This is a genomic window from Pseudomonadaceae bacterium SI-3 (genome assembly GCA_004010935.1).
In the GTDB taxonomy this organism is placed as follows: Bacteria; Pseudomonadota; Gammaproteobacteria; order Pseudomonadales; family Pseudomonadaceae; genus Stutzerimonas.
Genome location: CP026511.1, coordinates 4,365,763 through 4,390,365 on the forward strand (window position 1 = coordinate 4,365,763; position 24,603 = coordinate 4,390,365).

Annotated in this window: 17 protein-coding genes; 6 read left to right on the forward strand and 11 right to left on the reverse strand. The window is 60.2% G+C overall.

Going from position 1 to position 24,603, the window contains the following annotated elements; all coding sequences use genetic code 11:
* Both C1896_20340 and C1896_20345 read left to right on the forward strand, forming a co-directional pair.
* Positions 1-711, forward strand: a complete 711-nt coding sequence (locus C1896_20340) for a monofunctional biosynthetic peptidoglycan transglycosylase (protein ID AZZ47069.1) — start codon at positions 1-3, stop codon at positions 709-711.
* 230 nt (positions 712-941) lie between these two features.
* Complete coding sequence (locus tag C1896_20345; protein AZZ47070.1) at positions 942-3,494, forward strand: hybrid sensor histidine kinase/response regulator; 2,553 nt, start codon at positions 942-944, stop codon at positions 3,492-3,494.
* A gap of 110 nt (positions 3,495-3,604) precedes the next feature.
* Here C1896_20345 and rpoH read toward each other — a convergent pair whose 3' ends face one another.
* From rpoH to C1896_20365, 4 genes are all read right to left on the reverse strand, one after another.
* A complete protein-coding gene (gene rpoH, locus C1896_20350; protein ID AZZ47071.1) occupies positions 3,605-4,459 on the reverse strand; it encodes an RNA polymerase sigma factor RpoH in 855 nt (284 codons plus the stop codon).
* Between the two features lie 107 nt (positions 4,460-4,566).
* Complete coding sequence (locus tag C1896_20355) at positions 4,567-5,577, reverse strand: cell division protein FtsX (protein AZZ47072.1); 1,011 nt, start codon at positions 5,575-5,577, stop codon at positions 4,567-4,569.
* Entirely contained in the window at positions 5,574-6,245 is a 672-nt protein-coding gene (gene ftsE / locus C1896_20360; protein AZZ47073.1) for a cell division ATP-binding protein FtsE, read from the reverse strand. The genes C1896_20355 and ftsE overlap by 4 nt, the downstream gene beginning before the upstream one ends.
* Positions 6,242-7,588 (reverse strand): signal recognition particle-docking protein FtsY, encoded by a 1,347-nt coding sequence (locus C1896_20365; GenBank protein AZZ47074.1) that lies wholly within the window; start codon positions 7,586-7,588, stop codon positions 6,242-6,244. The genes ftsE and C1896_20365 overlap by 4 nt, the downstream gene beginning before the upstream one ends.
* A gap of 239 nt (positions 7,589-7,827) precedes the next feature.
* Between C1896_20365 and C1896_20370 the strand changes: the two genes are divergently transcribed.
* From C1896_20370 to C1896_20385, 4 genes are all read left to right on the forward strand, one after another.
* Entirely contained in the window at positions 7,828-9,180 is a 1,353-nt protein-coding gene (locus tag C1896_20370; GenBank protein AZZ47075.1) for a peptidase M16, read from the forward strand.
* The gene (locus C1896_20375; GenBank protein ID AZZ47076.1) at positions 9,173-10,723 is read left to right on the forward strand and encodes a peptidase M16; all 1,551 of its coding nucleotides are present in this window, start codon (positions 9,173-9,175) and stop codon (positions 10,721-10,723) included. The genes C1896_20370 and C1896_20375 overlap by 8 nt, the downstream gene beginning before the upstream one ends.
* Positions 10,723-11,322, forward strand: coding sequence for a 16S rRNA (guanine(966)-N(2))-methyltransferase RsmD (gene rsmD, locus C1896_20380; GenBank protein ID AZZ47077.1), 600 nt, complete (start codon positions 10,723-10,725; stop codon positions 11,320-11,322). Before C1896_20375 ends, rsmD begins: the two co-directional genes overlap by 1 nt.
* Before the next feature lie 117 nt (positions 11,323-11,439).
* Positions 11,440-12,426 carry a hydrolase gene (locus C1896_20385; protein ID AZZ47755.1) on the forward strand — a complete coding sequence of 329 codons (987 nt, stop codon included), beginning with the start codon at positions 11,440-11,442 and terminating at the stop codon, positions 12,424-12,426.
* Positions 12,427-12,437: 11 nt separating this feature from the next.
* Here C1896_20385 and C1896_20390 read toward each other — a convergent pair whose 3' ends face one another.
* From C1896_20390 to C1896_20420, 7 genes are read right to left on the reverse strand one after another with little or no spacing between them, the layout of a single operon-like run.
* Positions 12,438-13,808, reverse strand: coding sequence for a histidine kinase (locus tag C1896_20390; GenBank protein ID AZZ47078.1), 1,371 nt, complete (start codon positions 13,806-13,808; stop codon positions 12,438-12,440).
* A gap of 1 nt (position 13,809) precedes the next feature.
* A complete protein-coding gene (locus tag C1896_20395) occupies positions 13,810-15,330 on the reverse strand; it encodes a glycosyl transferase family 1 (GenBank protein ID AZZ47079.1) in 1,521 nt (506 codons plus the stop codon).
* Complete coding sequence (locus C1896_20400; GenBank protein ID AZZ47080.1) at positions 15,327-16,316, reverse strand: transporter; 990 nt, start codon at positions 16,314-16,316, stop codon at positions 15,327-15,329. Before C1896_20400 ends, C1896_20395 begins: the two co-directional genes overlap by 4 nt.
* Positions 16,294-17,667, reverse strand: coding sequence for a sugar transporter (locus tag C1896_20405; protein AZZ47081.1), 1,374 nt, complete (start codon positions 17,665-17,667; stop codon positions 16,294-16,296). The genes C1896_20400 and C1896_20405 overlap by 23 nt, the downstream gene beginning before the upstream one ends.
* Positions 17,667-18,185, reverse strand: coding sequence for a penicillin-binding protein activator LpoB (locus C1896_20410; protein ID AZZ47082.1), 519 nt, complete (start codon positions 18,183-18,185; stop codon positions 17,667-17,669). Before C1896_20410 ends, C1896_20405 begins: the two co-directional genes overlap by 1 nt.
* Positions 18,186-18,211: 26 nt before the next feature.
* Entirely contained in the window at positions 18,212-21,808 is a 3,597-nt protein-coding gene (locus C1896_20415) for a biofilm formation protein PelB (protein ID AZZ47083.1), read from the reverse strand.
* Positions 21,744-24,503, reverse strand: a complete 2,760-nt coding sequence (locus tag C1896_20420) for a PbsX family transcriptional regulator (GenBank protein AZZ47084.1) — start codon at positions 24,501-24,503, stop codon at positions 21,744-21,746. Before C1896_20420 ends, C1896_20415 begins: the two co-directional genes overlap by 65 nt.
* Between the last annotated feature and the right edge of the window lie 100 nt (positions 24,504-24,603).

A 24,603-nucleotide genomic window follows, 5' to 3' on the forward strand; every position in this document is an offset into this window, starting at 1 on the left:
ATGCTTCGAGCCCTGCTACGCCGACTGACCAAACTGCTGCTATGGCTGACGGCACTGTCCGTGTTGCTGGTGCTGGTGCTGCGCTGGGTGCCGCCGCCCTTCACTGCGCTGATGGTTGAACGCAAGGTCGAATCCTGGACCGGCGGTGAAAGCATTGACCTGCAACGCAACTGGCGGCCTTGGAAAGAACTGCCGGACGACTTGAAGATGTCGGTCATCGCAGCCGAAGACCAGAAGTTTGCCGATCATTGGGGTTTCGATGTTGCGGCAATTCGAGCCGCATTCGAGCATAACGAACGTGGCGGCTCGCTGCGTGGCGCCAGCACTCTGAGCCAGCAGGTGGCGAAGAACCTGTTTCTCTGGTCGGGACGTAGCTGGCTGCGCAAGGGCCTTGAAGTCTGGTTCACCGGCTGGATCGAGCTGCTCTGGCCGAAACAACGGATTCTGGAGGTCTACCTGAACAGTGTCGAATGGGGCAGTGGGATATTCGGCGCCGAAGCAGCTGCACAACATCACTTCGGGATTGGCGCGCCCTACCTATCCGTCAATCAGGCTAGCCAGCTGGCCGCTGTACTGCCTAACCCACGGGAGTGGGATGCCGGCCAACCGGGTCCGCACGTGCGCAGTCGCGCCGCCTGGATTCGAAAGCAGGTGAGGCAATTGGGCGGCAGCGGTTACCTGAACAAACTACAGGCGAGCGAGGCACGCTGAAGGCAAACCGGAACGATACGGCGACGGGTCGGCTCCAGCGCCTCAGCGCCCTCTCACGCGCAAGATCACTAGCCGGTACGCTCTGTCGGGGCGTTATGGCAGTGCGCCATCTCAGCGAGTAAGCTGCGATGAATATGTGGCGAATGCCGGGCCACAATCCGCATGTAAGGGCGGTCGCCAGACAGGCGTCCGGTATTCTCGTCACTCGTCACTAACGCACGGCAGGCAGCATGAGCGAAACCAGTGCACCTTTCGGCAAGGTGCGGCAGTTCTTTCACTGGCGTAACAGCATCGCCTGGCTTGTACTGGCGTTAGCGCTGTCGGTACAGCTTGCGCTTCTCAATCATCTTCAGATGAAAGAAGAGCGGGCCGCGCTCAAGCAGTTCGACTTGCTGGTGAACACGACCATTGAAGCCATTCAAAAACGCATGACCGACCACGAGCAGATTCTGCTCGGAGCAGCCGGACTGTTCGACGCCGCCGGAGAGGTGTCGCGAGAACAATGGCGTGAATACAACGACCGGCTGCAACTGGCCGAACGCTACCCGGGCATTCAAGGTGTCGGTTTTGCCAAGGCCCTATTGCCGTCGGACCTCGAAGCGCATGTGCAGAACGTCCGGGCTGAGGGATATAGCGACTACGATGTTTACCCGCAAGCGGCGGACCGCTCGTTCTATACGCCAATCGTCTTCCTCGAGCCCTTCCGTGATCGCAACCTGGCCGCTTTCGGCTTTGACATGTTCTCCGAGCCGGTTCGCCGACAGGCCATGCTCAGCGCTGCCGAAACCGGAACAACCCAGATTACCGGGAAAGTGACGTTACGCCAGGAAACCCACGGCAAGGTACAAGCAGGCGTCCTCATGTACGTGCCGCTGTACAGTGATGGGGAGCCGTTAACTGCCGTGACACAACGCCTGCAAGCGCTAAAGGGCTTCGTCTACAGCCCTTATCGGCTCGACGACCTGATGCGAGGCATTCTGGGCGCAGCCAATCCGAACCTCAGCTTGCGCATTTACGCAGGCGATTCCGAGCAAACTGAGCACCTTATCTTTGCCAGTCGAGATGCACCTATGGCCGGGCAATCCCAGTACAGCAAGGAAGTGCAGCTGGGTCTTTATGGCCAGACATGGACGCTGCGCCTGGAGAGTCGGCCGGCCTTCGAGCAGTTCTTTCACACCAACAAAGGGCTGATAGCCGGCCTTGGTACTGGCCTGAGCGCACTATTGTTCCTCCTGACGTTTTCGTTGTCGCTCAGACGCCGCCGTGCTGAGGCGCTGGCCCAGCAGATGACCGAAGACATCCGGGAAAACAAACGGGCCCTACAGCTCAGTGAAGAGCGCCTAAGCCTTGCGCTCAAAGGCAGCAATGACGGGCTATGGGACATGAACCTGGATGCCGGGACCTTCTATGCATCGCCGCGCGCCTGGCACATGCTCGGCTACCGTCCCGGCGAGCTCAGTTCGGATCTCAAGCTCTGGGAGCGACTCGTCGTAGCCGAGGACCTGCCTCAAGCGCGGACTCAGCTGGCCCGGACCATGCTTTCCCCAGTCGATCACTTCACCACCGAGCTACGCCTGCAGCACAAAAGCGGCAAAATCACGCCTGTGCTGATCCGCGGCTACATCCAGCGCGACCGCAACGGCCAGCCGCTGCGCATCAGCGGCACCAGCATGGACCTGACCGAACACAAGCGCATCGAACAGATGAAAGACGAGTTCGTCTCGACGGTAAGCCATGAGCTGCGCACCCCGCTGACATCCATCAGCGGCGCCCTGGGGCTGATCACCGGCGGCGCTCTGGGCGAGGCACCTCCCGCCATCCAGCAGATGCTCGAAATCGCGCACCGCAACAGCTTGCGTTTGGGTTACCTGATCAATGACCTGTTGGACATGGAGAAAATCACCGCAGGCAAGATGACCTTCGATATGCGCGAGCACTCGCTGCGCCAACTGCTGGATGAGGCGCTGACCAGCAACCAGGCTTTCGCCTCGCATTTCGGGGTGAGCTGCATACTCCGCGACCCAGTCAATGTGCACGTATGGGTCGACGGATTGCGCCTGCAGCAGGTGCTGAGCAACTTTCTTTCGAACGCCATCAAGTACACGCCGGAAGGTGGCCAGGTCACGCTGCATTGCAGCCAGCCCAATGCCGGCCATGTCCGCATCAGCGTCACCGATCAGGGGCCGGGCATCCCGCCAAGTTTCCAGAACCGTGTATTCGAGAAATTTGCTCAAGCGGATGCGTCCGACAGTCGCCAGAAAGGGGGCACCGGCCTGGGGCTTGCCATCACCAAGGAATTCATCGAGCGGATGGGCGGTCGTGTCGGCTTTGATACAGCCGAGGGCCAAGGCACAACGTTCTGGTGTGAGCTGCCCATAGTCGAATCGGCCACTGTGGCACCAGACCAGGGCCAGCCTCGCCTACTGGTAATCGAAGACGAGCCGGACACCGGCCGGTTACTGTTGCTGATGCTACGCGATGCCGGTTACGCGGTTGACCGCGTTCAGAGTCTGCACGCGGCACGAGGCAAGCTTGCCAGTACCCGTTACGAGGCGATGACACTCGATTTGCATTTGCCCGACGGCAGCGGACGTGAGCTGATTGACGAAGTACGCAGCAACCCTGGCACTCGAGATCTGCCGATCATCGTGATATCGGCCGCCAGCCATTTCGAGCAGAACGCTGAAGACACGAGCATCACCTGGCTACACAAACCCATCAGCGCGGCACAACTGCTGATCGCCCTCACCGACACCTTGGAGCATTCCAGGCATTGCCGCTAATCCCGGCGATCATCCAGCTGCAGTCACCCTCCGCCGGCCAGCGGCTAAAAAAAAGGCGCTGCAATTGCAGCGCCTTTGGGCTCTGGACTAGAAAGCTCAGGCTTCGGCTATTAAGCCTGGATTGAACCCTTGAGCTTGTTCATCGCATTCTTTTCAAGCTGACGAATCCGCTCCGCAGAAACCCCATACTTGGCAGCGAGATCATGCAGAGTCGCTTTGGTATCACTCAGCCAACGCTGCTGAAGGATGTCGCGGCTACGCTCATCCAGCGTGTCCAGCGCCTCATGCAGATTCGAGTTTGAGTTATCGCTCCAGTCGGCATCTTCGAGCTGCCGCGCCGGGTCGTAACGATGATCTTCGAGATAATGCGCTGGCGACTGGTAGGCGCTGTCATCATCCGCGTCGGCAGATGGATCGAAAGCCATGTCATGCCCTGTGAGACGGCTTTCCATCTCGCGGACTTCGCGGGCCTCAACGCCGAGGCTGTCGGCAACCCGCTCGACCTCGTCATTGTTCAGCCAGGCCAGACGCTTCTTCTGACTACGCAGATTGAAGAACAGCTTGCGTTGCGCTTTGGTCGTGGCGACTTTTACGATGCGCCAGTTGCGCAGGATGAACTCGTGGATTTCGGCCTTGATCCAATGCACGGCAAAGGAAACCAAGCGCACGCCCATTTCAGGGTTGAAGCGCTTAACCGCCTTCATCAGGCCGACATTGCCTTCCTGGATCAGATCGGCCTGTGCCAGACCATAGCCGGAATAACTACGGGCGATATGCACAACGAAACGCAGGTGGGCCAGCACCATCTGACGGGCGGCCTCGAGGTCCTGTTGGTAGAACAGACGCCCGGCCAAGTCGCGTTCCTGCTCGACCGTGAGCAGCGGAATGCTGTTGACCGTCTGCACATAGGCCTCGAGATTGCCTCCCGGGACCAGGGCTTGAACAGGTTGGAGATTAGATGTCATGCAGGTCCTCCAAAAATGAAGCTGCAGCAGTTTAGCACTGCCGCATGAGACTGCAAGCCTGTGGAAAAGTTTCCTTACAGCTACCTAAAGCCATATATATCAACAGGTTAGCGCGGTGAAAGCTCGTTCAAATGCCTCGCAACGGCAAGCCAAGCGCCTATGTAACCCAGCAGCACGGCTCCAAGCACAAGGGACAACCCATCGTCGGCTGGTACGCCCGCCAAGCCAAAATCACTGCCATACAAGCCAGCCAACCCAATGACCGCCTCGTTCAACCAGCCGAGCCCATAGGCGAGCAAGCCCCAGGCAATCAGGCCCGCTCCCAGCCCGTACAACGCCCCCATGTAGAGAAACGGACGCCGCACATAGCCGTCGGTTCCGCCGACCAGTTTGACCACCTCAATCTCGGTGCGGCGGTTTTCGATGTGCAGGCGGATGGTATTGCCAATCACCAGTAGCAGCGTGGCGATCAGCAACAGGCTAAGGCCGAACACGAACCGATCACCCAGCTTGAGAATGGCGGTCAGCCGTTCGACCCATAGCAGGTCCAACTGGGCCTGCTCGACCCCGGGCAACTCCGACAAGCGTTGACGCAGTGCCTCGAGGTTATCGCGATCAACTTCGTTAGGCGTCACCAGGATCACACCGGGCAACGGATTTTCCGGCAGTTCTCGCAAGGCCTCGCCAAGCCCTGACAGCTGCTGAAATTCCTCCAGCGCCTGTTCTCGACTGATCCAGCTGGCCTCGGACACGTCCGGCATCGCCAGTATCTGCTCGCGAAGCGCTTGCCCCTGCGTCGCATCCACATCCAGCTGCATGAACAGCGAAATCTGGGCTGCCCGCTGCCAGGAGCCACCGAGCCGCTCGACATTGTCCAGCAACAGCGCCAAGCCCATCGGCAAGCTCAACGCGACCGCCATGACCAGACAGGTAAAAAAGCTACCGATCGGTTGTTTGATCAGCCTGCCGACACTATCGACCACGCTGGCCCGGTGGCTTTCCACCCAGGCATGAAACAAGGCTTTGAAGTCCGGTTCGTCGCTTCTGGGCTGCTCGGGCTTGTTGCGTACACCGCCCGCGCGTTCAGCTGGGTTCGGGTTCTGCTCGGGTGCGCTCATCGGGTGGCCTCTCCATCGCCGATCAATCGACCACGCTGCAGTGTGAGCATGCGATGACGCATACGGGCGATCAGCGCCAGATCGTGGCTGGCAATCAGCACGGTGGTACCGAGACGGTTGATATCTTCGAATACGCCCATGATTTCGGCTGCCAGCCGCGGATCGAGGTTACCGGTCGGCTCGTCGGCAAGCAGCAACGCCGGGCGGTGCACCACTGCGCGGGCGATGCCGACGCGCTGCTGCTGGCCCGTAGAGAGATCGGAAGGGTATTGCAGTGCTTTGTCCTTGAGACTGACACGCTCCAGCGCGGTCATCACGCGTTGGCCAATTTCGCGCTTGTTCAAACCGAGGATTTGCAAGGGCAATGCGGCGTTATCGAACACGGTGCGATCAAACAGCAGCTGATGGTTCTGAAATACCACACCGATCTGCCGGCGGAGAAAGGGAATCTGCGCATTGCTGATTCGCGATAGGTCCTGGCCGGCCAACAGCAGCTTGCCACTGCTAGGTCTTTCCATCGCCAGCAGCAAGCGTAACAAGGTGCTCTTGCCCGCTCCGGAGTGACCGGTGACGAAGAGGAACTCACCGCGCTTCACGTGAAAGGAAAGTTCGTGCAATCCGACGTGGCCGTTGGGATAGCGCTTGCCCACCTGTTCGAAACGAATCATGACGAGGCTCCGCCCGTCCCTTTCTCGGCGAACAACGCGTTGACGAAGGCATCCGCCTCGAAGGTCCGCAGATCATCAATGCCTTCACCGACGCCGATATAGCGGATCGGGGTGCCGAACTGCTTGGCCAGCGCAAAGATCACACCGCCTTTGGCGGTACCGTCGAGTTTGGTCAGCGCCAGGCCTGTCAGCTCGACCGACTGATTGAACTGTTTGGTCTGGTTGATAGCGTTCTGACCGGTTCCGGCGTCGAGCACCAACAGCACCTCGTGCGGCGCAGAATCGTCGAGCTTGCCCATCACACGACGGACCTTTTTCAGCTCCTCCATCAAATTGTCCTTGGTATGCAGGCGCCCGGCGGTATCCGCGATGAGCACATCAATGCCTCGGGCCTTGGCAGCCTGCACTGCATCGAAGATCACCGAAGCGGAATCCGCCCCCGTGTGCTGAGCGATCACCGCTATGTTGTTGCGCTCACCCCAGATCTGCAGCTGCTCGACTGCAGCCGCACGGAAGGTATCGCCTGCGGCCAGCATGACCTTCTTGCCTTCGAGCTGCAGCTTCTTCGCCAGTTTGCCGATGGTCGTGGTCTTGCCAACGCCGTTGACACCTACCACCAGGATCACGAACGGCTGCTTGCTGCTGTCGATCAGCAACGGTTGCTCGACAGGCTTGAGCAAGCTGGCCAGTTCTTCTTGCAGAGCCTTGTACAACGCGCCGCTGTCGGCCAGCTCCTTGCGCGAGACTCGGCGCGCCAGGTTCTGCATGATGGCGGTGGTGGCCTCTACGCCAACATCCGCGGTCAGCAGGCGAGTTTCCAGTTCGTCGAGCAGGTCATCATCGATGGCCTTCTTGCCCAGAAACAGACTGGCCATACCTTCGCCAATGCTGGCGCTGGTCTTCGACAAGCCTTGTTTGAGCCGGGCAAAGAAGCCCAATTTGGCGGGCGCTTCTTGTACGGCCGGTGCTGGTGCAGGTTCGACGGCAATCTCAGCGAGGATTGGCGACTCGGGCACTTCCTGAGGATGAACAAGCTCCGGCGCTGGCGCTGGCTCGGGCTCTGCCTCCGGCTCAATCTGCAATTCAGCGTCCGGTTTAACGTGCGCAGCCTCGGGCTCCGCTTGGGTAGCCTCAGGCTCAGAACGCAAGGGCTCTTCGGCCGTCTCTACCTCGTCGGGCAATGCGGTATCGGGCTCATCGGCGAACGGCTGGCTGTCTTCCAGCGGCTCGGCAGGCGGCGGCTCGGCCGCTGGGGTCTGCGGTTTCTTGCGAAACCAGCCAAACAAGCCTTTCTTCTCGCCAGCCTCGGCCGGCGCCTTCTTATCGTCGTTGGAACCAAACATGGAGAAGATTTTCTCAAGAGGGCGATACGCCGGCGGCCATGCCACCAGCCAGACGGGCGCTATCCTAGCACTGCGCATCGGCCTGCGCTAAGCGTGGCCATCCGCCCAGTCTTCTGCATTGGCAAAGCGAGCTTTATATGCCTTTGCCCTGACACAAGGGCACCAGTACCATGGCCCGCGTGTCCTCACCAGCCGGCATTGTCGCGGGCGGGATCGATCACTGAACGAGCCTTTCTCCTATGCCTTTGATGCTACGCCGCGCCGCAGCCCTGCTACTCGGCACTTTATACCTTCCGCTGGTGATGGCTGCCGAAGCCCAGCCCACCCACGAATTCTTTCTGGATAACGGCCTCAAGGTGATCGTGCGCGAGGACCACCGGGCGCCAATTGTGGTCTCTCAGCTCTGGTACAAGGTCGGCTCCAGCTATGAATCACCGGGGCAGACAGGCCTGTCCCACGCGCTCGAACACATGATGTTCAAGGGTAGCCACAAGCTTGGCCCGGGCGAGGCCTCTCGCATCCTTCGTGAACTGGGCGCTGAGGAAAATGCATTCACCAGCGACGATTACACCGCTTATTACCAAGTCCTGGCGCGCGATCGCCTAGCCGTGGCGTTCGAATTGGAAGCCGATCGCCTGGCAAGCCTCAAGCTGCCGCCGGAAGAATTCGAGCGCGAAATCGAAGTGATCATGGAAGAGCGCCGGCTGCGCACCGATGACAAGCCCAGCGCGCTGGCCTTCGAGCGCTTCGAGGCCATGGCCTACCCTGCCAGCGGCTATCACATCCCGACCATTGGCTGGATGGCCGACCTCAAGCGGATGACCATCGAGGATCTGCGCACTTGGTACGAGCGCTGGTACGCGCCCAACAATGCGACCCTGGTGGTGGTCGGTGACGTCACGGTGGAAGAAGTCCGGACCTTGGCCGAACGCTACTTCGGGCCGATCGAGAAACAGGAAGTGCCGAACGCCAAGCGCCCATTGGAACTGGACGAGCCCGGCGAACGCCGGCTGCGCCTGCATGTGCAGACTCAGGTACCCAGCCTGATCATGGCCTTCAACACACCGAGTCTGGCCACCAGCGAGGAGCCGAGTCAGATCCATGCGCTGCGGCTGATCAGCGCGCTGCTCGACGGCGGCTACAGCGCACGTCTGCCCCAGCAACTTGAGCGCGGCGAGGAGCTGGTGACCAGCGCCTCGGCTTGGTACAACGCCTACGCCCGCGGCGACACACTGTTTGTTCTGAGTGCTGCACCAAACATGCAGAAAGGCCGAACGCTGGAAGAAGTCGAGGCGGGCCTCTGGAAGCAGCTAGAACAGCTCAAGCAAACCGCGCCGTCCACCGAGGAGCTGGAGCGGGTCCGCGCGCAGGTCATCGCCGGATTGGTCTACGAGCGCGACTCCATTACCCAGCAGGCCACCACCATCGGCCAATTGGAAACCGTTGGCCTCTCCTGGCGGCTGATGGACGAGGAGCTCAGCGCTCTGGAAGCCGTTACCCCAGAGGACATCCAAGAAGCCGCCCGTACCTATTTCACCCGCTCTCGCCTGAGCGTTGCCCATGTTCTACCCGAGGAGTCCAGCGATGAGTGATCGCCACCTGTTGCGTCGCGGCCTGCTCGGCCTGGCGTTGGCGTCCTGCCTCGGCCTGGCCGCCTGCAGCGAAGAAGCCAGCGACGCCGCCGCATCGATCCCGGTTCCCACCGAGGAAACCGTCGCCACACCGTCCGAATCCGGACAGGCGATCGCCAAAGAGGCTGAAGAAGCTGAAGCAGCCAGCACTCAGCTCGAGTCCTTGGCCGAGCTCGGCGACAAACCCTTGGCCCGGCGCGAATTGGACATCCAGAGCTGGCAGACCGATGGTGGCGCCAAGGTGCTGTTCGTCGAGGCGCACCAGCTGCCCATGTTCGACCTGCGTCTGACCTTTGCCGCCGGCAGCAGCCATGATGATGGGGTGCCCGGCCTGGCAATGCTGACCAATGCCATGCTCAATGAGGGCGTCGAGGGCAAAGATGTCACCGCCATCGCCGAGGGCTTCGAAGGCCTTGGCGCGAATTTTGGCAACGGTTCCTACCGCGACATGGCTGTCGCCAGCCTGCGCAGCCTCAGCGAGGCTGACAAGCGCGAGCAAGCGCTACAGCTGTTCAGCCAGGTCGTGGGCAAACCGACCTTTCCCGAAGACTCGTTGCAGCGAATCAAGAACCAGGTCCTGGCCGGCTTCGAATTCCAGAAACAGAACCCGGGAAAGCTGGCCAGCCTCGAACTATTCGAGCAGCTGTATGGCGATCATCCCTATGCCCACTCCAGCGAAGGCACGCCCGAGTCGATCCCAGGCATCAGCGTCGCGGAGCTGCGCGCGTTTCATCAAGAGGGCTACACGGCCGGTAACGCAGTGATCGCGCTGGTTGGCGACCTCAGCCGCGAGGAGGCCGAAGCCATCGCCGCGCAGGTTTCCGCAGCGTTGCCTCAGGGCCCGGTCCTGCCGCCTCCGCCCTCGCCAAGCGAGCCAACCGCCGGCACCCAGCACATCGAGTTTCCTTCCAACCAGACTCATTTGATGCTGGCGCAGCTGGGGATTCCGCGTGGCCATCCGGATTACGCCGCGCTGTATCTGGGTAACCAAATCCTCGGCGGCGGTGGCTTCGGCACTCGCCTGATGGAGGAAATCCGCGAAAAGCGCGGCCTGACCTACGGTGTCTATTCAGGCTTCAGCCCTATGCAAGTGGCTGGTCCCTTCATGATCAACCTGCAGACCCGCGCCGAGCTGGCTGAGGGTACGCTGGAGCTGGTTCAGCGACTGGTTGCCGACTTCCTGCAGAACGGCCCGACCAGCGCTGAGCTTGAGCGCAGCAAACGCGAAGTCGCTGGCAGCTTCCCGCTGTCCACAGCCAGCAACAGTGACATCGTCGGCCAGCTGGGCAGCATCGGCTTCTATGGCCTGCCGCTGACCTACCTTGAAGACTTTATGCAACAGGTCCAGGCGTTGTCGGTCGAAGACGTCAAGGCTGCGATGAACAAGCATCTGAGCCCGGATGACTTCGTGATCGTCACCGCGGGCCCGCAGGTTGAGCAGAAGCCGCTGCCACCGCCCAGCACGAAGCCCCTCGAACAACCCAGCAGCGTTCCGGAGCATTGATGGCCAAGCCACCCGTCCGTCCCTCCGCCCATGGGGGCCAGGGCCAGCTGCGTATCATCGGCGGTGAGTGGCGCAGCCGACGCTTCGGTTTTCCCGACGCCGATGGCCTGCGACCGACACCTGATCGCGTCCGCGAAACACTGTTCAACTGGCTCGCGCCGTACATCTCTGGCGCGCGAGTGCTCGACCCCTTCACCGGAAGTGGTGCGCTCTACCTTGAGGCCCTCTCGCGCGGCGCCAGCATGGCACTCGCGCTGGATGTGAATGCCAATGCCATTGCCAACCTGCGCAAGCATCTGGATACGCTCAAGTGCGGCCAGGGCCAGTTGCTGCAAAGCGACGCCCTGCGCTATCTCGAAACCCAGAACCCGACCCCATTCGACTTGGTGTTTCTCGACCCCCCGTTCAACAAGAACCTGCTGCTACCCACCTGCGAGCTGCTCGAAAACAGGGGCTGGCTAGCTAAACATGCCTGGGTCTATACCGAGAGCGAAGCTGCCCCCTCCAGTCTTGGCCTACCTGGCAACTGGCGCCTGCACCGTGAAAAGCAGGCGGGCAAAGTGAACTATGCGTTGTGGGAGCGCAGCGGAGCAGACTAAGCCTCAGAGCAGCGCTCTTCTGGCCGGGCAAAGCCGGCCAGCGTTACGGACCCGCATTGCAATCGAGCCTGGGTGACCATGCCCACCACCATTCCTGATACCAGCGCTGCACTCGAAATGGATCGCCCCTTCGCCCCGGCCGGGTGGCTGCCCGGCGGCCATCTGCAAACGCTATGGAACCCGTTCTGCCGCCGTGCGCCTCTCCTGCAACGTCGCCGTGAGCGGTTGTGGCTCGCTGACGGCGATTTCATCGATCTCGATTGGCATGGGCCGCATGAAGCGGACGCACCGCTCGTGCTGGTATTGCATGGCCTGACTGGCTCATCGAGCTCACTCTATGTGCTCGGCCTGCAACAGGAGCTGGCGAGCCGGAACTGGGCAAGCATCGCGATCAACTGGCGAGGCTGCTCGGGCGAGCCAAACCTGCTGCCGCGCGCCTATCACTCCGGTGCAAGCGATGATCTGAGCGAAGTCATAGCTCATCTGCAAGCCTCGCGGCCGCTGGCCCCGCTGTATGCCGTGGGCTACTCGCTCGGTGGCAACGTGCTGCTCAAATACCTCGGCGAAACCGGCCAGGCAGCACCTCTGCAAAAAGCCGTGGCGGTGTCCGTGCCGTTTCGCCTGGACCAGTGCGCCGACCGTATCGGCCTCGGCTTTTCGCGGGTGTACCAGGCGCACTTCATGCGCGAAATGGTGACCTACGTGAAAGAAAAGCAGCGCCTCTTCGCGAGCAACGGCGATGATCTCCATCTCACGGCGCTGCAGCGTCTGGGCTCACTGGAAGGCATGCGCACCTTCTGGGACTTCGACGGCCGCTTCACCGCCCCACTGCATGGCTATGCTGATGCAACCGATTACTACCGCCGCGCCTCAAGCCGCTACTTCCTGCCCGACATCCGCATCCCAACGCTGCTGATCCAGGCCGAAGACGACCCCTTCGTCTTCCGCCACAGCGTGCCCGAGCCTGATGAGCTATCCGCAACCACCACTCTGGAACTGCACAGGACCGGCGGGCACGTCGGCTTCGTCGAAGGCTCCCCGCTCAACCCTCGCTATTACCTGGAGCGGCGGATACCGGAGTGGCTGGCGCCTGCCAGCCGCTAGGAGCGTTAACGCTATCGTCCCAGCATGAAAGTTTCGTACTCGAGATCTTCAAGCGAGCTGGACAAGCGAACCAGCCCTAGCAGTACGCAGGCCAATACCGACAAGGTGAAGCCATAGCCGAAGAAACTTGGGCCCAACTGCTGGCTGACAACCGTCAGCATGGCGTTGAGTAATACGAAGATCACACACAGCTCGAGCACGATGCTTCGCTTGTCCAGATAGAAAAAGACGTTCAGGAGCGCCATGAACACCACCTGAATGCTCACGCCGATGAGGTCGACGTAGAACAGAGGAAGATAAAAGGCGGATATCCCCAGCCATGCCAGCAGCTTCGGCGCGATAAGAAACAACAGCACGACGGTCAGGCCCTGAACCTTACAGATTTCCAACAACCCTTGACGCACCGACAGGATCATCTGCTGTTTGAGCTGGCCGATGTGCTGCAGCGTTTCGCCGCCTCGAATGGCTGAAAAGACCCGGTCATACCACTCGGCAAAGTCGGTTTCGATGCGCACGAGAAAAACCGCCATGCCGGGAATGATTGCCAGGTAAGCGAGAAAAATCGGCAGGTCGTAGAGCATCGAAGCACGCAGCGGGCCAATCACATGACTGGACGTACTGGGGTTGAACCAGAAAATGATCTTGTCGATCCATATTCCAAGGTTGTAGCACAGCCCTGTCAGCAAGAGGCTGACGTACACCTGCTTGCGCTTGAAGAAGTCGAACGCCACTAGCTGCCTGGCCGGATACTCCCGCAGGATATCGAACAGAAACATGAAGAACAGACTGGCATGCCCGATGAGCAAGCCCAGCAACAATCCTTCGAGCTTCAGAAAGCGCAACAGGAACGAGCACAGCACCATCACCGAATAGCCCACCACCATGACCAGCAGGATTCGGTTGTAAGCCTTCATGCCGGACAGAAAGATGATGGTCAGCCACAAATTGCAGAGCACCACGAAGTTGGCCAGCATCAGCAGGCGATACAGGAATGGCTGATCGAACAGCAGGCTGAGCAGGAGAAAACCCAGCACACCCGATGAAACCGTGATCACCAGCAAGATGCCTATCAGGTTCGGCAGGATCAGCTCCTGCCGTTTTTCAAACAGACGATCGGATATGAAGCGGGTAAAGAACAGCTGCGCGCCGCCAGTGAAGATCAGCGAGGAGGCCATCAGATAGGTCACGCTCACCAGGAACTGTCGAATCAGCAGTTCCGGCACCACCACCCCGAGGCTCATCACTCCAATGACCATGACGCTGATGATCGACAGTACCCACGGACCGGAACTGATCAGCCCGGCGTACACATAGGCGCGCAGCGTGGCCGTGTAGGAATCCCGCGACAGAATCTTACGCAGCTCGAATCCAATCCCGGCCATTTCAGGCTGCTCCCGTAGCGTTGCGATAGAGGTTGCGGTAACGGTCGAGCATGATCGTCTCGGTGTAGTACCGATTGACTCGCTTTAATCCGACCGACTGTGCGGCCCGCCAACGCTCAGGGTCACGCAGCAGATCGACGATGGCTCGGGACGTGGCCTGGGGATCTGCGATGGCTACCACCTCGCCTGCCCTCCCCAATTTCGGTTCCTCATCGGGCGCACCTTCGATCAATTCGCGGCACGAGCCGACGTCGCTGGTAACTACTGGCGTACCGGCAGCCCAGGCTTCCAGGATGACCAGCGGTTGCGCCTCGCTAATCGAGGTCAGCACCATCAAACCAAGGTTAGGTAGCAGCTCGTGAATCTGACGAAAGCCGAGAAACTTGACCTTGCCTTCGAGCCCCAGGCTGACCACCAGGCTGCGGCATTCGGCAGCGTAGGCGCGATCCTCTTCTTCGGGACCGACGATCCAGCCTTCGGCCTCGGGAATGGCGCTGACCACGCCTCGCATCGCCCGGATGAAGGTTTTCACATCCTTTATCGGCACCACACGACCCACCAAGCCAACGACCGGTGCGATGCCTGGAGGACGACGCTGCAAGGCGTCCCCCCACGCAGCCATGGCGATGCCGTTGGGGATCACCCGCGTGCGCGCCGGATCGGCACCATCTGCAATCTGCCGTTGGCGGTTGCCGTCGTACAGCGAAATGATCGGGTCGGCAGCGCGATAGGTTAGCAGACCAATGCGCTCGAAAAATCGGATCCAGAGCTTACGAATGTAACTGAATTCGGTATCCAGGCCGGTACGCAGCGCCTCGTCCGGGCTTTCAGATATCCAGCTGGCCTGCGCCAGATCGATCTTGCGTTCCTTCGTATAGATTCCATGCTCGCTGAGCAGGTAAGCGCACTGCCAGCGATGTTGCAGGATCGCGCCTAGCAACCCTGCATAACCTGTCGAGATCGAGTGCAACACCCTTGCACGCGGCAACCGGGCCGCCGCTTGCGCAAGCATGACCAGCGGCGCCTGCATGGTGCGCAGTGTCCAGAAATAATTGATGAAAGAAGGATCGCTGCAATGCTGGGTGTAGCCGGCCGTAATGGCTTCCCAGCTGGCACGACTGTGCAGTACGTCATCGAGATTCAGTCGTCCGGAGGCCAGGGTAGCCAGGACAGCCTCGCCCTGTTCGAGGCTGGGCTGCTCAGGGTGATGCAGAAATTGGTGCAACTGGCGCATGTGCTCTGCAGCACCCTCTCGCTTGGCCGCGACCACTCCATCTCCTGGGCGCCAAGCACACTCGACAAAGTGCTCCTCGATATGCACCACGTTTGGCGGAATCTTGTATTGGCGCTCAGAGTAGGCTTCGCGTTGACCACCAATGAAGAACACCGAGAACGTGAACGCTGGCAGCCCGAGGATCAATTGGTTGACCCAACTGGATACGCCGCCGCGCACGTAGGGCCAAGTCCCCTCAAGCAACAGGCAGATATCGGTGGGGGGCGTTTCAGGTGGCGTTTTGGTCACAGCCAGTACTTCGCTAGGGCAGCAAACGGTGGGCGTTGCAGAACATCTTCGGTCAGCCTCGCCAGCTGCTGGGAAACATCCTCGTAGCTGCCTTCGATGAAGGCGATCTCGGCGCGAAAGGGCGCCAGCGTTTGCACGCCGACGCCTACCGTTTCAGCCTGGTTGAAGTGCATCTTCGCAGCATCCAGCCGTGTCTGCTCAAGGGCAATCCGCCCGGCTAGCACATGCGCATAGGGGTTGCCTGCAGCGCTCAGGGCCTGTTCCACATGTTCGCGGGCCTGCTCGAGTACGTGCTCAAGCACGCTACCTTGCGCCAGCCCCAGGTAGGCGAGCTCCCAGTACCAGCGCGCCAGCGCGTCGTGCAACGCGGCTTGGTGAACGCCTTCTGCTGCCGACAGCTGTCGCAGGGTAGTTTCTATGCGAAGGTTGATCTCGCTTTCCTGCTTGTCCAGCATCGAATAGGCCAACAGCCGCACGTCATCCGCAGGGTCGCGCAATGCCAGCTTGAGAATGGGGATCGCCTCACGAGCAGGCATGCGACGCGTAGCGAACAGTGCCGTCAATCGCTTCTCGGTATCGGGGGCGTCACGCAGCACATCTTGCAATCCACCATCGTTGAACATCAGAGCCTTGCTGCGCTCCTGGGGGCGGAAAGGCAGATCGGGTACGCCCCTCGAGTCCCAGTTCTGCTCCTGCTTCCGGCGAGGCAGATACAACGCTGGAAACAACGAGACAGCAACACCTATGGCACCCAAGCCAGGCACGAAAAAAGCGAGACTGAAGACGAACAACGGGCTCCAGGGCAGTGGAAATTTGTAGCGCCGCGGCAGCAGCAACCAGATGCCTGCACTGAGCATGGCACTGCTCAGCAGGTGAGCGCCAAGGTAAAGCGTAGTCGCCTGAGCCACGCTCAACTGCTGATGGAACGCCACCCAGCTGCCAATTTCGAACAGCAGCGCACCGCTAAATAGCCACTTGCTGATCATTCAATGCGCACTCGTTGTAAAGGAAACGACGCAGGGCATCATGGCCATTGCCGACACCTAGGTCATGGGCAGAGACTCGTACTTCCAGACTTTCTAGCGTCTGCGCCATGCCGAAACGCTCATTGATCAGCGTATTGAGGCGGAACAGATAGCCTTGCGCGCCCTCGGCTGAGGTCAGCGGCAGCAGGACCAGAACACAGCTATTTCCCCGCTGGTTGGTCACTCTGCGCTGCAGATCGAGTCCGCGACGGCTGCCTTCGATCAGGTGCAGCAATGCTTCGCTATGCGAAGACTCAGCCACCTCCAGAAAAAACAGGCTGGCATCCAGCCCATGATTTTGCGCATCGATCAACGAGCGCTTCAGGTTCTGGCTGAACTCTTGGCTGTCCCAATCGTTAAGCTGGAGGAACTGCGGGTCGCTCAGGATCAAGTCAGCAATGTGCCCGGCAAGGATTGCCAGTAAGCCGAAGACGCGATCATTGAACGAGAAGAAAGGCATTTGCTCCACCGCCAATATCGCCAGGATTCGATCTTCCGTATCGATGAGCGGGACGCAAAGCTGATACCGGGAGTGCTGACGATGCTCGCCACGCTCAAGCAATTGCTCGCGGATGCTAACCAGCTCACCGCGCTGCAAGCACATGCGCACCAGCAGGTCGTGCTCGTTCAGGGGATCCATTGCGCCGATCATGCCCAGTGGATCAGGCACGACCGAGCCATCACTTACCCGGTAAAGCCCGGCTGCCCGGAACGCGCCGTATTGCGCAAGCAGGCTCAACACCGGATCGGCAAGCGCAGCGAGGGCATCATTACCACGCGACAACCGACGCAACTGATTGCGCAAGCCAACCAGTGAGCTGCGCAGGCTCTGGTCGCTCCCTGCGACCCGCTGCTCAAGCCGATCGTGCGAGATACGAAGGATGTAATGGGCGCGAGTGAATTCGTCGAGTCGCAGCTGACGATATTCGTTGGCCATATCCAGTCGTTCCAGTCGACGCTCCCATATGTCGCGAAACTCGCCGACCAGCATTCCGCTGATCAGTACGCCAACGATGAAAGACGCGGGCATTTCCGGGTATAGCCCTTCGCCGTAACGGTGAAAGGCAATCAATGCGAGGATAAGTAGGACCGAACTGACCAGGCCGCGCATGAAGCCATAGCGCATACCCAACAGCAGCGGCGCCATGATTGTCCATGGAAACGAACCGTTGACCATCAACGGGTCTTCAGGGGACAACCAGTAGCCAAGCGCAACCGCCAGACCACTTAGAAACCAGGTTTCCAGCCAGGAAACAGTGCCACTGGCGCGTGGCGCCAGCGTGAAATCCTTGTGTGCCGAGCTGAGCGCCATTATTCGAGGCGCAACGCGCCGACCAGCTCACGCAGTACTTTCTGCGCCGTGCCTGCAAGGCTTTCACGAGACCAGCCGGCGCGTGCGCCGCTTTTGCTCCAGATGATCCGCCCAGTGGCAGGCTCAATCACCTTTAGGCTGATGCCCACGGCGGGCTCACCATCCAGACCGCTCTTATATTGCCACTCCTCCACGCTGCCGCTGATGACATAGTCGAGACGCTCGGACTGTGCCCAGGACAACGCCTGGGAGAGGCGTTCACGATCATCCAGCATGGGCAGGTCCGCCTGCACGACGAGAGGATAGTGAAGCAGTTGCAAGCCACGCTCGGCCAGAACGCTCAGCAGGATCTGTTCAGCACGTTCACCCGCCTGCGGGGCCTGCGAGTAGTTCACGATCGGCACGAGCCCCCAGGTAGCCCCCTGTGGCAGAGCCGATGCGGGCTGGTCGGTGAACGTGGTACAGCCACCGATGAAAAATGCCACGGCCAGCACGGCCAGCACGCGAATGAATGACATGGTTGATCCTCCCTGTAAGTTCCGCATCAACGCCCGAAACGGGCGCTATAAGTCACACCCAGCGTCCCACCTGGCTCCCCGTCACCATTGCGAGGTGCGGATTGGTACCCAAAGGTGAAGGCCAGTTCATCGTCGCCGAGCACTCGCATGCCGACGCCCGTAGTAATCGCGTAGTTGGCTTGCTGTTCGGTCCATTGCCAGCCCGCCAACACATCGAGCAGCCAGCTAAATTGCGCTGTGCCGCGATTCAAGGCACCAGGAAATCCACGACGCCAGGTGCTGCCGACGTAAAGCTGACCGAAGCGCTCCTGTAGAAGATCGGCGGGCGTTGACATGAACTCACTGACGTCATCTTCTGTTTCGTCTGGAAGCTCGTTGTTCTTTAATCGATATTTCGCATAGCTGAGTCCGCTGCGTAGCGTCCAAGCAGGTCCTTCGAAGAACACCGCATGGCTGAGCTCCAGATTCGCCTGTTGCCCGCTGCCCACCGCTTCGCCGTCTAGCATGCTGTAGCGCTGATGCGTCAGCGACCAACTGAGCTGATCGCGCGCGCTGATTCCATGTGTACCGCTTATTCCGACCCCATCGCGCTGGCCCAGCGCTCGCAGCAGTCCGCTGTCTTCGGCCTGGCGCTGCCAGTCAGCACGAAACACCAGTGCATCCTTGCTGGTCAGCTGAAGCCCCCTGGAAAGACCGAAACCAAAGCGGTCCCCCTCGTCGTGGCTGCTGCTATCGACCGCAACGCCCAGCGACCCGTTATCCAATGTTCGGGTCAACTCCAGTTCGGCTGACTGCTCAATGCCAGGACGAGCCTGATACAGGCCGCTTCCCGAGTATTCCATTTGCGCAAGCGAGAGACTCGCATGCCAATCGTGATCCAGCTGCCGAGCAACCAGCACGGTTGGGCCCTGAAGCTTCAGTGAACCGAAATCCTGCTGCCGCATGCCCACCTGAATACCCTGCGGGTTGCGTTCCTGCAGCGCCAGTGCCTGCCGAAGCAACTGCTGACGAACAACAACAGGTTGCTCAGAGGAAAGTGCCGCCAGAGCTTCGGCCATCGCCTGGCTGTTAGCACCCAGACGCTGCAACGCCTCGACACGCTGCGCTGGGTCCAGTCCATCCTGCGCAAGCAGGCGCTCCAGGGCCTGACGGTTTTGCGTCTGCAACGCTTCTTGCAATTCCGCATAGCGGCTGATTTTCAGGCCGTTGCGCCGTGCCCATGCCAGCCACTGCCCCTTCAGCGAACTCTGATTGAGCACGTCAAGCTGCTCGCTGAACTGATCGAACCAGAGCTGCAACATCGGCCGAGAGCCATCGCGCCAGCGAAGCGCCAGCTCACCGGCTGCCGCGCCTGCGCCGCTGGCGGACATCAATCTCAGATAGGTCTGGTATTGCGCTACGTCTGCGCCACGCATCGGCATTTCGATCGTGCGTAGCATATGCCGACGCAGGCGTAGTGCACGATCCGAGTAACCGGCACTCTCCAGGGCATCGGCATAACCTGCCTGCACCAGGCTGTCGTCCGGGTTCAGTTCCAGATAAAGATCGAACCAGCGCAAGGCTTGATCATTACGATTGAGCAGCAGGTTGGCACTTGCGAAGGGCAACCATAGAGCACTCCGTTTAAGCGCGAGGTTCTGCCATTGCCGAAGCAGTGGAGCAAGCGGCTCACGCTGCCCTTGGTCAATGTAATGCCAGAGCAACTGCGGGCGGAACTCACCGGTTTCCGGGAAACGAGCCAGCGCTTCGAGGTATAGACGCTCGGCCCCCTTGCTGTCCCCGACCTCTGCGGCTTGCATGGCACGTGCACTCCAGAGCGCGCTGATGCTGTCACTATCGGGCAGCAGCCGCCCCTCACGAACCAATGCATCAAGACGAACCATGTCGCCGAGTTGCATGGCCATCTGGATTGCACGGCTTAGACTCGCCGGCGTGCGGGTGCGCTTCCAGCTGACGATCAACACGTCCAAAGCACGGTCGGGCGCACTGTGCTCGTAAAGGGAAATCAGCCGCTCCTCGGTCGTGCTGTCGGCCTTTACGCCCGACGCCTCGAGCCTGAGATAGCTCTCAAGGGCTTCCTCGTCCCGCTCCAGCTCCCATGCCAACTCGCCTCGCAGACGCCAGTAGCCTTGGTCAGTCACCGAGTCAGCATCGATGGCGTTGAGTACCTGCCATGCAGCCTGTGGATCGAACAATTGCCAGTTGGCTTCCGCCCAATCGACACGCTGGACGATGGACAGCCCAAAACGCCCCTCTATGTCGGCCCAAAGTTCTGCCTCAGCGGACAGCTGCTGGGTTTGCTCGAGGATCTGCTGCAGGCGCATCCATGCCAGTTGATGACTGGGGTGTACGCGCAGATAGCCACGCAACCATTGCTCGGCTTGCTCCGGGGTGCCTCGCTCGCTATGGCTGAATACGAGCGCGTCCAATTCCGCGTCCAGCAACTGCCGACGCGCTCCTGTATCGGCCAACAGAGCAATGGTGTTGTCAAAGTCATACAGTTGAGCAGCCAGGCGCCAGGCATGCTCCCGAACCGCCGGCGTATCCTCCAACTGGATCAGGCGCAGCCAGAAATTCAGCGCTGCCGTGGTGTGCCCCGTCCACTCACCGAGCAGGGCCAGCTGCTTGAGCTGACCTGCAACCGGAGGCTCAACGGCCGCCAGCCGCTGGCCGACAGCCCACGCCTGTTCGAGTTCGCCCGCAGCAAGATGCAGCCCAAACTCGGCGTTTAGCGCCCCCAGGTCATCCGGTTGCAGCGTACGCCAAGACGCTATCGTATCGGTCACCAGATCGTAACGACGGGTACCGATTCCCGCTTGCACAGCTGCACTGAACAGCGCCCCATCCTCTGCGTTCATCAGCGATAAATGGCGATGAACCAGCTCTGCTGCCTGCTCGCTCCGGTCCGCCGAGAGCAGCGCTGAAAACGCCTGATGCAGATAACGACGCCGGTCGGCTGTTGTCTCGGCATCACTGAGCTGTTCGATGAAGAGTTCGGCAGCCGCCGACGTCTCACCCGCCCCCAAGTGAGCCCGGGCCGCCTCGTTTAACCAGCTGTCACGGCGCGTTTCATCTCGCACGGCGAGGTCGCGATAGGCTTGTGCTGCCAGCCCCGGATCGGTGAGTGACAACGCATAAGCGGCATAACGAATAAGCTCCTCGGTTGAGATACTGTCGCGGTCCACCGCTCTCAACTGATCTTTCAGGGCCGTGCGGGCTTGCAGCGTCATGCTTTCCGGGGCTGTTTGAGCTTCAAGCACTGCTAATTCGGCGCGCAAAAAACGTACGATGCCAGCTTCGCTTTCAGGCAGCAGATAGACATGCGACCGGGCCCGCGGGAGATCGCCCAGCTCGATTAACTGCTCGATCAGCTTGAGCCGAAGGCTCATGTTCTCCGGGTGTGCCTGGAGCAACAGTTCGGCGTAGTTGATGGAGACGGCATCAGGTTGCCTGTCGTCTGGTAACAACGCGTCTTCGTCGGTATAGGTCAGCACAAGTAATGCGCCCAGCAGCGCGGCTATCAATAGCAGTGCCCAGGGGCTCAATAATCGAGTGGAACTAGGGGCAGTTGAGTTGCGCATCAGCCACCCGCGACATCGGAAGATCGAACTGCCATAAGCCATTCTTGCCGGTACTCGGATAACGCTTTCCCGCGACTTCAAGCACGCAGGTTCCTGCTGCGCGTACCGAGAAGCGCAGCGGCATTTCGCCGGCAAAAGACAATCTGACCTTATGCTTGCCAACGTAGTCCCAGGCGAGCAACGGCAGGTTCGCCTGTTCTAGAGCAAGGCGCGGGTCGCGCTCGCTACGCAGCGCCAGCACTGCACTGGCATCGCTTAGGTGTACGTATCGCCCTTGTGGCAAATCGCGCACTCCAGCGATGCCTTGCGAGCGCGCAAGATCCGGCCAGCCAAGAGCCGGGTCCAACCGCAGGGTGCGCAGCCCATCCATGCCACGAAGTTGCCACCTCCCGTCTCCCAAGCGCGCCAGGCTCGCCTGATGCAGCCCATGCATACGCTTGAGGTACTGACTCATCCAGAGCGATATCGGCTGCTCGGCTTCCATCGATTGATAGATGTCCTGCATGACACGGATCGAAGCCTGCTTGGTGCCCGAATAGAAGTGGTAATAGAGGTGCAAACCGCGCAGCCTTCGAGGCTTGTCCGTAAGCGCGAAGGTTTCCAGCACGCCACGAAACCCGTAATAGGGGCCGCGCCAAAGATTGGTGTACATGTTTTCATTTATGACCGGCGCGTAATACTGAACGCCGCCAGCAGTTGGCCTGATTAGCGGTGACAGGCCGGTCAGCGACGGATGCGCGTTGGTCAGCACGGTCGTACCCCCATTGACGTTCGCCAGTCCAGCGTCGTAGGCCAGTTTGATCGTCGCTGCATCTGGCAATGCGTCGCCGGTCCAAAAGATCATCTTTACCGGTTTCTGGGCGCTGGTCAGGCGCTCATTTATATAGGCTGTAGAACCAACCACCTCACGGGCGAAATCAATTTTTTCATAGCCGGGAATCGCCATCATCATCCCGTACTCGGCAGTGAATCCTTCCTGCTTCTGGACCCGCTCCGGCTGCCAGAAGAAGGGATGGCTGAAGGTATGAGTCGCCACTTCAACCTTAGGCTCGGCAAAGATTTCCCGTGCGATGGGCTCCAGCTCTCTGGCGAGATGCGGATAGCGACCTCTGGGGCCAACCTCGCCCTCGATAACCGAAACAGAGGTCAGAAACGGGTGAGGCTTGATGAATCCATCCAGCACCGCACGCCCCGAATACGGAGAGCCAATGATTTCGGCACGCGAGATGAAGCCGTCGCCATCGATATGCACCGTAGCGATGCGACGTCCATTTTCGGTAGTAGCATCCGGACGTGGCAACGCTGGCAATCTCAAGGCTCTCTGCAAAAAGGCAAAGGGGTCGACTATCCAACGCTGGCTGTCTCGGCCATCTTCAATGACGTAAGGAGACAAGGCGATGCCTCCGGCCGGCCCGGTAGCCACAGGCACGTACTGCCGTTCTTCGCTATCAACCAGTGTAAGTGCCGAAACAGCGCCACCGTCGTCGACCAACGTGAGGGGAACCAGGTCGCGCGTACGAACCACCACGGGCGCCTCGAAGTGGCCCAAGATCGTCTCGTCTTGGTTGGCGATGACCACGTCACCCTTCGCCGGTGGCTGAACGCGGCGCAGCCCGATCCTTTTCAAAAGCCCATCATTGGCGATCGGCAATCCAGCCAAGAGTGCCAGCGGAACGGACTCGTCGATTCGTTCGCCCATCCATCGATTGAACTCGGCGGCGTCATCAGGCGGGCCGCTGGTCATCCAGGTGACAACACCAGCGTACAGCCCGCCCAGGGGACCATGGGGCAACTGGTCGGCCGGTAGATAGTCCACGCGATAGCCGAGATACTCAAGCAATCCACCCAGAACGGTATGGCCTGGATTGGACGTCAATGCGCCTTCGCGCGGGTCATATACCACCGCGATCCGCCGGGGCTGAACCTCGACACCACTGATGCCGAGATAGTTGAGGTCCGGCATAGTGACGAACGGTACGAAGCCCTCCTGCCGTAGCTGTACGGCAAGGGCTCGCGCCTCATCGCGCCGCGCCGAAGGAAGGTAGTCGATGGCAATCAGGGGGACGCCTTGCGCACGCAGCGGATCCAGCTGGGGGCGCAGCCAGTCTCGGTCTTCCTGAGGAACCTTCCGATAGCGCCGGGTATTGGCATCCCACCCGGAATGAATTGATTCAATAGCCACTGCCGCGGCGACACCCGGCAGTTCGGGAAGCACTTCAAATCCCCGGTTGAATATCAGCTTGAGCCCTGGCTGTTGACGGTGAAGTTCGGCAAGGAAATCTCGTAAGGCCAAGCGCTGAGCCTCCCGATTGGCTTCAGGCAGTAACTGAAAGCTGTCCAGCGTATCTAGAAAAAGCCCGGCGTATCCCCGGCTTGCCAGCTCTTGCGCACGGCGCAACAGGTGGTGTCGCCAAGCAGAAGAGGTCAGCAGCATCACCTGGCTAGACCACGCCTCGTTACGCACGTCACTTGCGCCGGGGGCGAGGCCATCCGCTAGTTCATCGATATCGCCGTCATATTCGCCGACCGAGAGATAGGCAAATGGTTGACTGCCCTGCGCGCGAAGGAAGTCGATGCCCGCGGGCTCTACATGAGCGGGCTCGAGTACCGCCCAATCAAATTGCGATAGCTCGGCAAGTGGTGGATTGGCGGCGTACCAAAAGGCCACGCTTGTCGGTGCAGCTGAGACGCTGGCCATCGAATGACCGCTAAGCGGCAGCACACTGAGCAGCAGCATCGACAGCACAATGGGGCACCACCGCTTTAGCAAACGGAGCAACTTACACGCCAAGCCACGACGGTAAACAAGTGCTCGGACATTCCGCATGACGATACCG

What these genes read in the sequence shown, in the direction of transcription:
- C1896_20365 (AZZ47074.1), bottom strand. Translation starts at nt 7,588, where the DNA reads ATGTTTGGTTCCAACGACGATAAGAAGGCGCCGGCCGAGGCTGGCGAG.
- rsmD (AZZ47077.1), top strand. Translation starts at nt 10,723, where the DNA reads ATGGCCAAGCCACCCGTCCGTCCCTCCGCCCATGGGGGCCAGGGCCAG.
- C1896_20390 (AZZ47078.1), bottom strand. Translation starts at nt 13,808, where the DNA reads ATGGCCGGGATTGGATTCGAGCTGCGTAAGATTCTGTCGCGGGATTCC.
- rpoH (AZZ47071.1), bottom strand. Translation starts at nt 4,459, where the DNA reads ATGACATCTAATCTCCAACCTGTTCAAGCCCTGGTCCCGGGAGGCAAT.
- C1896_20405 (AZZ47081.1), bottom strand. Translation starts at nt 17,667, where the DNA reads ATGGCGCTCAGCTCGGCACACAAGGATTTCACGCTGGCGCCACGCGCC.
- C1896_20375 (AZZ47076.1), top strand. Translation starts at nt 9,173, where the DNA reads ATGAGTGATCGCCACCTGTTGCGTCGCGGCCTGCTCGGCCTGGCGTTG.
- C1896_20370 (AZZ47075.1), top strand. Translation starts at nt 7,828, where the DNA reads ATGCCTTTGATGCTACGCCGCGCCGCAGCCCTGCTACTCGGCACTTTA.
- ftsE (AZZ47073.1), bottom strand. Translation starts at nt 6,245, where the DNA reads ATGATTCGTTTCGAACAGGTGGGCAAGCGCTATCCCAACGGCCACGTC.
- C1896_20385 (AZZ47755.1), top strand. Translation starts at nt 11,440, where the DNA reads ATGGATCGCCCCTTCGCCCCGGCCGGGTGGCTGCCCGGCGGCCATCTG.
- C1896_20420 (AZZ47084.1), bottom strand. Translation starts at nt 24,503, where the DNA reads ATGCTGCTGCTCAGTGTGCTGCCGCTTAGCGGTCATTCGATGGCCAGC.
- C1896_20400 (AZZ47080.1), bottom strand. Translation starts at nt 16,316, where the DNA reads ATGATCAGCAAGTGGCTATTTAGCGGTGCGCTGCTGTTCGAAATTGGC.
- C1896_20410 (AZZ47082.1), bottom strand. Translation starts at nt 18,185, where the DNA reads ATGTCATTCATTCGCGTGCTGGCCGTGCTGGCCGTGGCATTTTTCATC.
- C1896_20340 (AZZ47069.1), top strand. Translation starts at nt 1, where the DNA reads ATGCTTCGAGCCCTGCTACGCCGACTGACCAAACTGCTGCTATGGCTG.
- C1896_20355 (AZZ47072.1), bottom strand. Translation starts at nt 5,577, where the DNA reads ATGAGCGCACCCGAGCAGAACCCGAACCCAGCTGAACGCGCGGGCGGT.
- C1896_20415 (AZZ47083.1), bottom strand. Translation starts at nt 21,808, where the DNA reads ATGGCTTATGGCAGTTCGATCTTCCGATGTCGCGGGTGGCTGATGCGC.
- C1896_20345 (AZZ47070.1), top strand. Translation starts at nt 942, where the DNA reads ATGAGCGAAACCAGTGCACCTTTCGGCAAGGTGCGGCAGTTCTTTCAC.